Raw genomic sequence first — 12,119 nt, forward strand, 5'->3', positions numbered from 1 at the left:
AGGCAGGCGAGATGGATAACTTATTTTTAGCAAATGTCGGAAGTTTTGCACTGGTTTTGGGATTTTTACTAAGTGCATATGCAGTGGTAGCCGGCATAATTGCCATACGATCAAACAATTCTATTTTAGCGGAGAGTGTAAAAGGTGCATCAATTGCTATTGCTATAAATACAACCATTGCCATTGTAATTCTGGAAATATTTCTTTTAAGCGGGCAGTTTGCTATTCAATATGTGGCTCATTATACCAGTTCGGACTTGCCACTTTTCTATCGTTTTTCCGCGTTATGGGCTGGAAATGAAGGTTCCCTTTTATTATGGGCTTGGGTATTGAGTTTGTACAGTTTGGCCATTGCTTTAAATAACGTAGTACCTCGCATTAAACCAATTGCCTTGACGATTCTTAATATTAATAATTTATTTTTCTTATTTGTGTTATCTTTTATATCCAAACCTTTTGTAATCTTGAATCCTCCTCCGGTTGAAGGAAATGGCCTTAATCCCCTGTTACAAAATCCGGGAATGGTAATTCACCCCATAGCGGTTTATTTGGGCTATGTAGGGTTTGCTGTACCCTATGCTTTTGCCATGGCGGCGGTGATTGCCAAATATCCAGGGGATGAATGGATTAAAGTTACCCGACGCTGGACGGTACTGGCCTGGTTGTTTTTAAGTTTAGGAAATTTGACCGGAATGGAATGGGCTTATGTGGAGCTGGGCTGGGGAGGTTATTGGGCCTGGGACCCTGTCGAAAACGCTTCTTTCATGCCATGGCTTACGGGAAGTGCTTTTCTTCATTCAGTAATGGTCCAAGAACGAAAAGACATGCTAAAGGTTTGGAATATTTTTCTTATCAGCATAACTTATGTTTTGACTTTATTTGGCACGTTTTTAACAAGAAGTGGAGTTTTATCTTCGGTTCATGCTTTTGCCGACCAGAGTTTGGGCCGTTATTTTTTGGTATTTACGGTGTTGGCGTTAGTTGGTTCTTTATACCTTTTAATTGATCGTCTTAATTTCTTGCGGGAAGGAAAAGAATTTGAATCGATTATTTCCAAAGAAAGTAGCTTTTTATTAAATAACTTGCTATTAGTAGGAGCAGCTTTTGCTACTTTTTGGGGGACAACCTTTCCGCTTTTTTCTGAACTGCTAACCGGTGAAAAGGTAACAGTAGGTGCTCCTTTTTTCAATACAGTGAATGTTCCGATATTCCTGGCTTTTATCTTGCTAATGGGAATTTGCCCGTTAATTGCCTGGCGAAAAGCGTCAGTTTCGCGTATCTTCCGTAATTTTACCGTTCCCTTGTTTTTAGCGTTAGTGGTTATCATTTACTTACTTATCGTAGGAGTTAGAAAACCCTGGGCGGTGGCTTCCTATTTTATTAATTTCTTTGTTCTTTTTGCCACTTTATATGAAATTTTTAAAGGAGTTAAGACAAGGGTTAAACTTACCGGTGAAAATTTTGTTAAGGCTTTAATAAACCTTTTTGCAAAGAACCGGAGAAGATACGGCGGTTATATCATTCATATTGGTTTAGTCTTGATTGCCATTGGTATTACCGGCTCGTCCCTGTATGATATTGAAAAAAATGTAACTTTAACAACTAATGAAAAAGTTACAATTAAAAATTATACTATTGAATTTAAAGGGTTAAGAGAGGTACGAATGAACAATGTTGATGCCGTTGTTGCCGATATTGATGTCTATCAAGACGGCAAGTACCTTACCCGTCTTGTTCCTTCCAAAAACTTTTATCCTAATGAACCAAACCCCACCAGTGAGGTGGCAATAAAGGGTTCATTAAAGGAAGACCTGTATGTGGTTTTAGCCGGCTGGGAAAATCAAGATACGGCGATTTTTAAAATTAAAGTCAATCCTTTAATTGCCTGGATTTGGATTGGCGGATATTTCCTCATTTTTGGTACTGTTTTTGCCCTCTGGCCGGGTAAAGGGGCGGAGATGGGGCCCAGAGTTATAGGTGGACCAAGCTTAGCTAAGGAGGCAGAATAATGGCCATTGTAATTGATATTTTACTCTTGGCATTATGTGGATTTCTGGTAATTTATCCTTTCATTGTAAAATCCACCGATGAAACAAAGAAAACCGCATCTTTAAAAGAAAAGCTACTTAAGGATAAAGAAGCAATTTTTAAAACCCTAAGCGAGATTGAGTTTGATTATCACATGGGGAAAATTGCCAAGGAAGATTATGAGGAGTTAAAAAGCCGTTATGCCAAAGAAGCAAGCTTAATCCTAAAAGCTTACAACGAACTTTTAGGAGATAAAAAACAGTCCAAATTGGAAAATAAAGTGCAGGTTGAGCGGGACATTGAGAAAGAAATTGAAGAAGAACTTCAAAGACTTCGCAACAAAAAACGGAGGGGTTAGATGAAAGAAAAATTTTTTGCTGCTTTTAAGTTTTTCTTTATAATTACCTTTTTCTTGTTTGGTATTTGCACTTCTGTCTTTGCCGGGGAAAAACCGGTGGTCAGGTTGAATCACTTGTTTCTTGCAAAAAACGGTTCCAATCTTAACGTTCAGCAAATTCTTCAAATTGACATACCCCAAGGCTACAAGGAACAGCACAACGGAAAGGTTGTTGAAGTTTTTCTTCCTTTGCCTGAGGGTTTTACCGATTTAAACGTAAGCGGGATAAAGGAAGAGCAATATATCCGCTTTCCAGATGGCCTGGGTCTCACTACCGGGGGACTTACTGCGGTAAAGCTTAGCATAAATTACTCTTTACCTTTTGCCGATAAAAAAAGTTTAATCCTTTACTTTCCCTATAGCTGTGATGTTTTTGCCGTTTTAACAAGGCCCGGGGAGTTTACCATAAACAGCGGAGAATTAACTCCTCAAGGTGTATTAGAAATCAATGGTAAGTCTTTTGATGTCTACGCAACTGGAAATTTAAAGGAAAATACCAAGATAACTTTAAACCTTACAGCCGGCCAGGGGAACTGGCAAAAAGCACCTCAAATCTATAGTGAAGAAACTACTAATTTGAAATTTCATAGTCCAGAACATATACAACGGTGGAAAAATTCACCCCTTGGTAATACCGATCCTCACCTGTGGCTTGTCTTTTTGCTTTTGGTTATTGGGGGAATAGTGGTAGCTTTAGTAATGCTTTACCGGAGTAAACACGATTCTTTAGATGATGAGGAGTTTTTGGAAAAAGTAAAACAATTAAAAGCCCAGGAGCAGGAAATTTTGGCCAAAGTGGAGCTTTTGGAAGAAAAGTACGGTAAGGCTGAGGTAACTGAAGAAGAATATCAGGAACTTTTAAATAATTATAAAGAACAGTTAAAAAAGATCAAAATAGAGCTTAAAAAACTTTCCGAATAGGTGTAGACCATGATTGAAGTGAAGAATGTAACGAAAAAGATCGGGGACAAGGTAATTTTAAAAAATATAAGTTTTAACGTTGAAGATGGCCAGTTTATAACAGTTCTTGGACCCAATGGAGCTGGCAAAAGTACGTTATTTAAAATTCTTTCTCTTTTAATGAAGCCAACTTCTGGTGTAATAAAAATTAACGGAATAGCCGTAAATGAAGGTGGTGTTGCTTTAAGGCAAAAGCTTGGGGTAATTTCCCATAATTCCTTTCTGTATGATTCCCTGTCGGCCCGGGATAATTTGCTCTTTTACGGAAAAATGTATGGGGTAGAAAACCTTGAAGAAAGGGTAAGGGAAGTTATTCAACAGGTAGGCTTGGAACTTAGCTTTTACCAGCAGGTAAAAACTTTTTCCCGGGGCATGCTCCAACGCTTAACTATTGCCCGCTGTTTGTTAAACGATCCGGAAATCGTCCTTTTTGATGAGCCTTATACCGGGTTAGACCAGCAAGCTATAGATATTTTAAACAATGTTTTAAGAACATTAAAGCAAAGAAAACGAACCATTTTAATGATTACCCATAACTTTGAAGAAGGGGTCGAACTTAGCGATCGGATATTAATTTTAAATCGCGGACAACTGGTTTTCGATGAAGCTAATCTTTATGATTTAAAGAGTTTAAAAGAAATATACCGAAAAAAGGTTGGGATTTCTGCATGACCTTTTTTAAAAAAGCATTAGCTATTGTGGAAAAAGACATAAAAGCTGAATTTCAGTCAAAAGAGATGCTAAGTGTAATGTTAGTTTTTGCCTTAATAATGCTGGTAATTTTTAATTTTGCTTTTGATGTTAAAAAACAGATTGTAAACGATATTTTTCCCGGAATAATATGGATAACCTTTTTCTTTTCAGGCCTTTTAGGGTTAAATCGTTCCTTTTTTATAGAAAAAAATCAGGATTGTTTATTGGGGTTAATGTTAGCTCCGGTGGATCGCAGTGTAATTTTTTTGGGAAAAATGTTAAGTAATTTGGTTTTCTTACTGATTATTGAAATTTTAACTTTACCCCTATTTTTTATCTTTTTAAACATTCCTGTTCCCCAAAAATTTGGCTTTTTTTTGATTATCTTATTTTTTGGTAGTTTAGGATTTGTAGCCATAGGAACTTTTTTGGCTGCTTTGGCTGCTAATACCCGGGCAAGTGATATACTGCTGCCTGTACTACTCTTTCCGGTCTTAATTCCGGTTATTTTGGGAAGTGTGGCGGCAACTAAAGGTGTTTTTTTCAATCTTCCCTTTAGCGAATGGAGTATTTGGCTTAAAATTCTGGGGGTTTATGACTTACTGTTTATTGTGGTACCTTTAATGCTTTTTGAAACCTTACTGGAGGTGTAATTGGTTAAGATGGAGAGGGATAGAATTTGGGATTATTTTTTGGGAATATTAGCATACGTGGTTCTTTCGGTGGCAATCTACATGGTTTTTGTGGTTGCCCCCGAGGAGAAAATGATGGGGATCGTTCAAAAAATTTTTTATTTTCACGTCTCGGCTGCCTGGGTTGCGTTTTTAGCCTTTTTTGTGGTCTTTGTAGGGAGTATTATGTTTTTAATTAAAAGGGATTATTACTGGGATGGAATAAGCTTGGCTTCGGCAGAGATAGGAGTTGTGTTTACTACTATTGTTATTACCACCGGACCTATTTGGGCGAAAACGGTATGGAATGCCTGGTGGACCTGGGATCCTAAATTAACTACTGCAATTATTATGTGGTTTATCTATTTAGCATACGTAGTGTTAAGGCTTGCGGCGGGGGAAGAAGAAAAAACGGCACGTTTTGCAGCAATTTTTGGCATTATTGGCTTTTTAGATGTTCCCCTGGTTTTTGCTGCCGGTCGCTGGTGGCAAAAGACTTTTCATCCAATTATTTTTAATAATCCATCGGGCGGTTTGGACCCTGCCATGAAGCCAGCCTTTTTTATAAGCCTGTTTGCCTTTACAGCTTTATATATTTACTTGTTAGTAAAAAGCGCAAGAATTAATTTGCTACACCGGGAGTTAAATCGTTTAAAGGATATAGTCAATGAAAAAATTTACGGTTAGGGGGGTAGGAAAATGAGTAAATTAACTGCTTTAGCTTTAGCGTATTTTATTATTTGGACATTAATTTTTCTCTATACTGTGGTCTTGGGACAAAGGCAAAAGCAAATTAAACGGGAATTGGAGTTAATAAAAGAGGCTTTAGATAAAAGGAGTTAAACCATGAAAAGAGCAATACTGGCATTGGGAATTTTTTGGGGGATTATTCTTGGTGCCTTTTTTGTGGTTAATTACTTTGAAAAAAAGGATTTGGAACTTAATTTAGCACCGGAAACTTTTGCTGAAATGTATCGGGTAGAAGATATCAAGGGAAATGCAGCAATTGCCGCCGTGAACGACTTACATGGAAAACTAATTGATATCAAAGCAGCTGAAGTTATTACCTATAAAAACTATCAAAAGGAAGCCCGAATTTGGATTTCAGAGGCCAATTCAGTACAGGAGGCAGCTTACTTGTGTGATCTTATGGACCGGAAGATAAAAGCGGCAATAGGTAAAAGTCCTTTCAGCTATCCAGAGGCGATTGAAATTGAGGGTTTAAAGGTTTTTAAAACTTATGGCATGGGTAGAGTGCATTACTACTACCAAAGTAAGGATAAAGTATTTTGGCTGGAACTACCTGCGGAACTGCACCAGGATTTGTTAAAGGAAGCTTTAAAAATATGGAAATAAGCCAGCAAAAGTTGCTGGCTTATTTAATATCGTCTTAACAAGCCTATAACTTTACCCAATATTTTTGTTTCCCGGTTTATGATAATCGGTTCGTATTTTGAATTTGCTGGAATTAATTTAATCACTCCATTCACACTATCTTTCCAGAATTTTTTTACAGTAACTTCTCCCTCTAAATAAGCGACAACGATGTCACCGTTTTCGGCTACTTCTTGCTTTTTTACAATTATCACATCTCCTGGCAGTATTCCTTCCTCGATCATACTGTCTCCCTTAATGCGCAAAGCAAATAACTCTTTTTCCGGAAATAGGGACTTGGGTATTTGCATTTCTTCTTCGGCATTTTCAATGGCTAAAGTTGGATAACCGGCAGCAACATTGCCCAATAAGGGAATGGATAAAAGCTCTTCCGGTGCTTTTTCGGCTACAAGTTCTAGGGCTCGTGGTTTGGTTGGATTTCGTTGCAGATAGCCTTTGCTTTCCAAGTTTTTCAAGTGGTGATGAACAGTGGAGGGAGAGCTTAATCCAACACCCTGACAGATTTCTCGAATTGTGGGAGGATATCCATTCTCATTGAGGTATTGCTTTATAAATGAGATTATTTTTTTTTCCTGGTGCGAAAGAAGGGAGTTTTTCACGCAAAAATCACCTCATTTTGGTAGCTTTTAAGTTTATTATAATAATGTTTTAGGTTTTTGAAAACATAAGTTCGAAATTATTTTGCAGGAAAAACTTATAATTTATAGAATAAAAATTTATAAAATTAAAAACGGAGGAATGAACAGTGACGATTTATTATTTAGGAGAATTGGAGCCCGAGTTTTTAAAGGGATTGCCAATAGTCAAAGTCCAGAATGTGGAACAAGCGGTGATGGCGAATCCTGATTTTTTTATTGCCGATAATAAAGGGTTAAGTCAGATTACCGATTTAGTGCTTGCCCAGAAAATGCGGGAAGAGCTTCTGAAAATTTTAGATTCTCTCCAGGAGGGTATTGAAATAGCCGACGAAAAAGGCGAAATTAAATACATCAATCAAGCGTTTACCCGCATAACTGGTATCGAAAAGGAAGAAAGAATTGGCAAAAATATTTTCGAAGTTTCCCCCTATGGAGCTTTAGCCCAGGCCATTAAGTTAATGAAACCGGTTATCGGGCACCGAACTTTAGTGGGGGGAAGTAAAGCAGAAGTGGTATCAAATGCTGTACCGATATTTATCGATGGAAAATTAAGCGGTGGAGCTGTGGTATTTCAAACGGTTACGGATATTTTAAAAATTAGCGAACAACTCAGTAAAACTCAGGAAATGTTAGAGAGCTTTAGTCAAAAGCTTTCGGAGCTTTCCGGTTGTCGTTATACTTTTAACGATATTATTGGAAAGGATGAAAAACTTTTAGAGGCCAAAAAAATAGCGAAAAAGGCCGCAAAAAGTGATGCCACGGTTCTTCTGTTAGGTGAAAGTGGAACCGGTAAGGAAATGTTTGCCCAGGCAATCCACATGGAAAGTAGTCGTTCCTCAAAACCTTTTGTTAAAATTAACTGTGCTGCTATACCTGAAAATTTATTAGAGAGTGAACTGTTTGGTTATGAAAAAGGGGCATTTACCGGGGCAACCAAAACCAAGATGGGAAAGTTTGAATTAGCCCATCAGGGAACGATATTTTTAGATGAAATTGGCGATTTAAATTTATTTTTACAGGCCAAGCTTTTGCGAGTTTTGGAAGATAAGCAATTTGAAAGGGTTGGAGGTATTGAAACTATTACTACTGATGTAAGGGTTATTGCAGCAACAAATCGCGATTTAAAGCGAATGGTTAAGGAAGGAAAGTTTAGGGAAGATTTATATTTTCGTTTAAAAGTTATTGATATAGAACTACCACCGTTAAGAAAGAGAAATAAAGAAGATATTTTGCTGATAACGGAAAATATTATCGGTAGATTAAATCGGCGCTTTGGCAAAAAGGTAAAAGGTTTAACACCAAAGGCGCAGGAGCTATTTCAAAATTATCCATGGCCCGGCAATATACGTGAGTTAGAAAATCTTTTAGAGAGAACAATAATTTTGGTGGATGATGAGTATTTAGACGAGCATCATTTCTATGGCTATTTTTCAAAAGCTAATGAACCTCCGGTTTTGGAAAAAAGTTTCCCAATTAAAAAATTGGCGGACATAGAAAAAGAGGTTATAAGTATGGCATTGGAGAAATATGGAAGGTCGTTATCAGCAAAAAAAATGATTGCCGAAAAACTGGGAATTTCCCTTGCAAGCCTTTACAATAAGATAAAGCGATATAATTTGTAATTTTAAAAATTAAAATAAAAGTTATAATTTTTAAAAAATAGAAGCATGTTTGTTTTTTTTTATGCCTGAAAATCGTTGGCATCATAATTGCTTAAAGTACCGATAGGGAGGGATGGATAGATGCGTAATTTAGATGTGAAGGAAATTAAAAATGCCGTAAAAACTTTAGTAGTGAAGGCAAATCAGGAACTAAGTACCGATATTTTAAATGCTTTAAAGGTAGCAGCGAACAATGAGGAAAGTGAAGTTGGTAAAAAAATATTACAGAGAGTTATTGAAAATGCTCAAATAGCCAAAGATGAAGAATTACCAATTTGTCAGGATACCGGTACTGCGGTAATATTTTTAGAAATTGGCCAGGACGTACACTTGGTAGGGGGGGATTTGCACGATGCAATTAATCAAGGGGTTAGAGAGGGATATAGTGAAGGATACTTGAGAAAATCAATTGTGAAGGATCCTTTAAACCGGGTAAATACTGGTGACAATACTCCAGCAGTGGTGCATATTGATATTGTTCCAGGAGACAGGGTAAAAATTACGGTAGCACCTAAAGGCGGTGGAAGTGAAAATATGAGCCAGCTAAAAATGTTAAAGCCTGCTGATGGAGTTGAAGGAGTAAAGCAATTTGTTATTGATACAGTTCGTCAGGCAGGCTCTAATCCTTGTCCGCCAATAATTGTAGGTGTGGGAATTGGAGGTACTTTTGAGAAAGCTGCCTTATTAGCAAAGAAAGCATTGTTACGGGAAGTTGGCACTCAAAATCCCGACCCCTTTTACAACTCCCTGGAAAGAGAACTATTGGAAATGATAAATAATTTGGGGATTGGGCCGCAGGGATTAGGAGGCAGGGTTACAGCTTTAGCAGTTCACATTGAAACTTACCCAACCCATATAGCAAGCTTGCCCGTGGCAGTTAACTTAAATTGTCACGTTGCTCGTCATGAAACTGTTATTTTATAGAGGTGAGAGAGCATGATTAAGATTACTACACCTTTGAGCGAAGAGGTTATTGAGAAATTACAAATCGGTGATGAAGTTTTAATTAACGGTGTAATTTTTACCGCCCGTGATGCTGCTCACAAACGGTTGTATGAACTTTTAGAAAAGGGGGAAGAATTACCTGTTAATTTAAAGGGGCAAATAATTTATTACGTAGGTCCTACACCGGCAAAACCGGGCAGGGTTATTGGTTCCGCTGGACCAACCACCAGTGGGCGGATGGATAAATGTACTCCGCGCCTTTTGGATTATGGCTTAAAAGGGATGATAGGTAAAGGACTCCGAAATAAGGAAGTGCAAGAGGCGATTGTCCGCAATAAAGCTATATACTTTGCGGCAATTGGGGGAGCCGGAGCGTTACTTTCAAAAACAATCGTTAAAAGTGAAGTGGTGGCCTATCCGGATTTGGGTCCTGAAGCTATTTACCGCCTGGAAGTAGTTGATTTTCCTGCAATAGTGGTTATTGATGCTCGGGGACAAAATTTATACGAGGTAGGTCCGGAGAAATTCCGGAAAGAATAAAATTAATAAAAAAGAGGGGGATGGATGTGAACGTTCTAAAACATGATTTGATAATTATTGGCTCCGGACTTGCTGGACTTAGGGCAGCGTTGGAGGCTGCTTTTTTATCCAAGGGAGAATTGGATATTGCGCTTGTCAGTAAGACGCAGCTTTTAAGACCTCATTCGGTTTGTGCTGAAGGCGGAACCGGGGCAGCTCTCCGGATTGACGAAGGGGATAGTCCGGAATTGCATGCCTGGGATACGGTTAAAGGAAGTGATTTTTTAGCAGATCAAGATGCGGTTTGGCGTTTTGTCGAATTAATTCCCCAAGAAATTTTGAAATTAGACCACTGGGGAATACCTTGGGCCCGTCGGGAAAACGGAAAAATTGACCAAAGACCATTTGGCGGTCACTCGTTTCCGCGAGCGGTTTTTGCAGCGGATAAAACGGGTTTTTTTGAAGTTCACACAATGTATGATAATCTTCAGCGCTTTTCCAACGTTCACCGTTATGATGAAGTAATGGTTACATCTCTATTGATTGAAGATGGAGAGTACAGGGGATTTACCGCAATAGATTTAACCCGGGGAGAATTTTTAGTCTTTCAATCCAAAGCTTTAATAATAGCTACCGGTGGCGCCTGCCGGATTTATGGTTTCACCACGTATTCGTACACGGTTACCGGAGACGGAATGGCGATAGCTTACCGGGCAGGTTTGCCGTTAAAAGACATGGAATTTGTGCAATTTCATCCGACCGGTCTTGTTCCCTCGGGAATTTTAATTACCGAAGCTGCTCGGGGGGAGGGAGGGTACTTAATTAATAACTTAGGGGAGCGTTTTATGGGGAAATATGCAGAAAAAATGATGGAATTAGCTCCCAGAGATATTGTTTCCCGTTCGGAAATGCAGGAAATTGAAGCGGGCAGAGGATTTACCCGGGAAGATGGTTTGGATTACGTTTTACTGGATTTAACCCACCTCGGGAGGGAAAAAATTAATGAACGCTTACCGCTTATCCGGGAAGTGGCTATAAAATTTGCGGGAATTGATCCGATTGAAAAACCTCTTCCGGTCCGGCCCGTAGCTCATTATTCAATGGGCGGCATTCATGTCGACATTGATGGACAAACTCCGGTACCCGGGGTATATGCAGCCGGTGAAGTTGCCTGTGTTTCTTTACATGGAGCAAACCGTTTAGGTACAAATTCTACTGCTGAATGTTTGGTATGGGGAGGTATAACCGGAGGCAAAGCATATGAGAACGTAAAGAAGCAAAAAGCTTTTCCAAAATTACCGACAGAAATGGTCTTGAGGGAAGAGGCCAGAATTAACGAAATATTTAATAAACCAAATAAAGAAAGCTTATATACAATAAGAAAAGAATTAAGGGAAATCATGGATAAAAACGTTGGAGTATATCGGGATGAAAAGGGATTAACTGCAGCCCTTAATAAGGTAAGGGAGCTAATTCAACGGTTTAAGGATTGCGGATTGGAAGATAAGAGTAAATATTACAATACCGACTTAGTTTCATACCTGGAAATGGAAAATATGTTAACTTTGGCGGAAATTATTGTTTTAGGAGCTTTGGAAAGAAAAGAATCCCGCGGAGGTCATGCCCGTAGAGATTATCCCAACAGGGATGATGAAAACTGGTTAAAACACACGTTAGCTTATTATACTCCTCAGGGGCCACGGCTTGAATACCTGCCGGTAAAGATTACTACCTGGAAACCAGTGGAAAGAAAGTACTAAGAGGAGGGGTTTTTAGATGTATGACAATCGTTTGGGCATCAAGGGCAACTTTTATGCGGGAAAATTCGGAATTGAAAGATATTTATATACTTTACACCGGATTTCCGGGCTTGGACTAATTATCTATCTTTTGCTGCATATTGTGGTAACTTCTTTTCGTCTTGGGGGTCCCGATGCATGGGCAAAGGCTATGGGAACCGTTGATAATCCTATATTTAAATTCGGGGAATTCCTGGTAGTAGTGGCAGGTGTTTTTCACGGCTTAAACGGTTTACGGCTTATACTTACCGAATTTGGTTACTTTATCGGCAAACCTGAACGGCAGGAGTATCCCTATAAATATTCAACTTTAAAACAGCGACCTTTAATGTATTTCCTAATGATTTTAGCGTTAGTAGGAATTGTTATAAGTGTTTATGATATATATTTGGCCTGAAAAGGAGGGGGTTTTG

General features: G+C 38.5%; 14 protein-coding genes. 13 read left to right on the forward strand and 1 reads right to left on the reverse strand.

The window, feature by feature from the left end; translation table 11 throughout:
* The first annotated feature begins 11 nt into the window (after positions 1 to 11).
* The 8 genes from CARFE_RS0112975 to CARFE_RS0113010 are packed head-to-tail and all read left to right on the forward strand — an operon-like array spanning position 12 to position 6,105.
* The gene (locus tag CARFE_RS0112975; RefSeq protein WP_028053041.1) at positions 12 to 2,009 is read left to right on the forward strand and encodes a heme lyase CcmF/NrfE family subunit; all 1,998 of its coding nucleotides are present in this window, start codon (positions 12 to 14) and stop codon (positions 2,007 to 2,009) included.
* Positions 2,009 to 2,386, forward strand: coding sequence for a hypothetical protein (locus tag CARFE_RS0112980; protein WP_028053042.1), 378 nt, complete (start codon positions 2,009 to 2,011; stop codon positions 2,384 to 2,386). The genes CARFE_RS0112975 and CARFE_RS0112980 overlap by 1 nt, the downstream gene beginning before the upstream one ends.
* Positions 2,387 to 3,346, forward strand: coding sequence for a hypothetical protein (locus CARFE_RS0112985; RefSeq protein WP_028053043.1), 960 nt, complete (start codon positions 2,387 to 2,389; stop codon positions 3,344 to 3,346).
* Positions 3,347 to 3,355: 9 nt separating this feature from the next.
* Positions 3,356 to 4,057: an ABC transporter ATP-binding protein gene (locus CARFE_RS0112990; RefSeq protein WP_028053044.1), complete on the forward strand. Its 702-nt coding sequence runs from the start codon at positions 3,356 to 3,358 to the stop codon at positions 4,055 to 4,057.
* Positions 4,054 to 4,731, forward strand: coding sequence for a heme exporter protein CcmB (locus CARFE_RS0112995; protein ID WP_028053045.1), 678 nt, complete (start codon positions 4,054 to 4,056; stop codon positions 4,729 to 4,731). Before CARFE_RS0112990 ends, CARFE_RS0112995 begins: the two co-directional genes overlap by 4 nt.
* 9 nt (positions 4,732 to 4,740) lie before the next feature.
* A complete protein-coding gene (locus CARFE_RS0113000) occupies positions 4,741 to 5,436 on the forward strand; it encodes a cytochrome c biogenesis protein (protein WP_028053046.1) in 696 nt (231 codons plus the stop codon).
* Between the two features lie 12 nt (positions 5,437 to 5,448).
* Positions 5,449 to 5,592, forward strand: coding sequence for a CcmD family protein (locus CARFE_RS16065; RefSeq protein ID WP_011344288.1), 144 nt, complete (start codon positions 5,449 to 5,451; stop codon positions 5,590 to 5,592).
* Between the two features lie 3 nt (positions 5,593 to 5,595).
* Entirely contained in the window at positions 5,596 to 6,105 is a 510-nt protein-coding gene (locus tag CARFE_RS0113010) for a hypothetical protein (RefSeq protein WP_028053047.1), read from the forward strand.
* A gap of 23 nt (positions 6,106 to 6,128) precedes the next feature.
* Here the strand turns inward: CARFE_RS0113010 and lexA are convergent, their stop codons facing one another.
* Complete coding sequence (gene lexA / locus CARFE_RS0113015) at positions 6,129 to 6,743, reverse strand: transcriptional repressor LexA (protein WP_011344285.1); 615 nt, start codon at positions 6,741 to 6,743, stop codon at positions 6,129 to 6,131.
* Between the two features lie 146 nt (positions 6,744 to 6,889).
* Here lexA and CARFE_RS0113020 point away from each other — a divergent pair, with 146 nt between their 5' ends.
* From CARFE_RS0113020 to sdhC, 5 genes are all read left to right on the forward strand, one after another.
* A complete protein-coding gene (locus CARFE_RS0113020) occupies positions 6,890 to 8,404 on the forward strand; it encodes a sigma-54 interaction domain-containing protein (protein WP_245570800.1) in 1,515 nt (504 codons plus the stop codon).
* Positions 8,405 to 8,524: 120 nt separating this feature from the next.
* Complete coding sequence (locus tag CARFE_RS0113025; RefSeq protein ID WP_028053049.1) at positions 8,525 to 9,367, forward strand: fumarate hydratase; 843 nt, start codon at positions 8,525 to 8,527, stop codon at positions 9,365 to 9,367.
* Positions 9,368 to 9,379: 12 nt separating this feature from the next.
* A complete protein-coding gene (locus CARFE_RS0113030) occupies positions 9,380 to 9,928 on the forward strand; it encodes a Fe-S-containing hydro-lyase (protein ID WP_028053050.1) in 549 nt (182 codons plus the stop codon).
* 20 nt (positions 9,929 to 9,948) lie between these two features.
* Positions 9,949 to 11,667: a succinate dehydrogenase/fumarate reductase flavoprotein subunit gene (locus CARFE_RS0113035; RefSeq protein WP_028053051.1), complete on the forward strand. Its 1,719-nt coding sequence runs from the start codon at positions 9,949 to 9,951 to the stop codon at positions 11,665 to 11,667.
* 16 nt (positions 11,668 to 11,683) lie between these two features.
* Positions 11,684 to 12,103 carry a succinate dehydrogenase, cytochrome b556 subunit gene (gene sdhC / locus CARFE_RS15245; protein WP_051250325.1) on the forward strand — a complete coding sequence of 140 codons (420 nt, stop codon included), beginning with the start codon at positions 11,684 to 11,686 and terminating at the stop codon, positions 12,101 to 12,103.
* The last annotated feature ends 16 nt before the right edge of the window (positions 12,104 to 12,119 follow it).

Origin of the sequence: Carboxydothermus ferrireducens DSM 11255 (genome assembly GCF_000427565.1) — a bacterium.
In the GTDB taxonomy this organism is placed as follows: Bacteria; Bacillota; Z-2901; order Carboxydothermales; family Carboxydothermaceae; genus Carboxydothermus; species Carboxydothermus hydrogenoformans.

Bases quoted from the DNA above. Each gene is read 5' to 3' on its own strand.
- CARFE_RS0112975 (WP_028053041.1), top strand. From the start codon at position 12: ATGGATAACTTATTTTTAGCAAATGTCGGAAGTTTTGCACTGGTTTTG.
- CARFE_RS0112980 (WP_028053042.1), top strand. From the start codon at position 2,009: ATGGCCATTGTAATTGATATTTTACTCTTGGCATTATGTGGATTTCTG.
- CARFE_RS0112985 (WP_028053043.1), top strand. From the start codon at position 2,387: ATGAAAGAAAAATTTTTTGCTGCTTTTAAGTTTTTCTTTATAATTACC.
- CARFE_RS0112990 (WP_028053044.1), top strand. From the start codon at position 3,356: ATGATTGAAGTGAAGAATGTAACGAAAAAGATCGGGGACAAGGTAATT.
- CARFE_RS0112995 (WP_028053045.1), top strand. From the start codon at position 4,054: ATGACCTTTTTTAAAAAAGCATTAGCTATTGTGGAAAAAGACATAAAA.
- CARFE_RS0113000 (WP_028053046.1), top strand. From the start codon at position 4,741: ATGGAGAGGGATAGAATTTGGGATTATTTTTTGGGAATATTAGCATAC.
- CARFE_RS16065 (WP_011344288.1), top strand. From the start codon at position 5,449: ATGAGTAAATTAACTGCTTTAGCTTTAGCGTATTTTATTATTTGGACA.
- CARFE_RS0113010 (WP_028053047.1), top strand. From the start codon at position 5,596: ATGAAAAGAGCAATACTGGCATTGGGAATTTTTTGGGGGATTATTCTT.
- CARFE_RS0113025 (WP_028053049.1), top strand. From the start codon at position 8,525: ATGCGTAATTTAGATGTGAAGGAAATTAAAAATGCCGTAAAAACTTTA.
- CARFE_RS0113030 (WP_028053050.1), top strand. From the start codon at position 9,380: ATGATTAAGATTACTACACCTTTGAGCGAAGAGGTTATTGAGAAATTA.
- CARFE_RS0113035 (WP_028053051.1), top strand. From the start codon at position 9,949: ATGGATGTGAACGTTCTAAAACATGATTTGATAATTATTGGCTCCGGA.
- sdhC (WP_051250325.1), top strand. From the start codon at position 11,684: ATGTATGACAATCGTTTGGGCATCAAGGGCAACTTTTATGCGGGAAAA.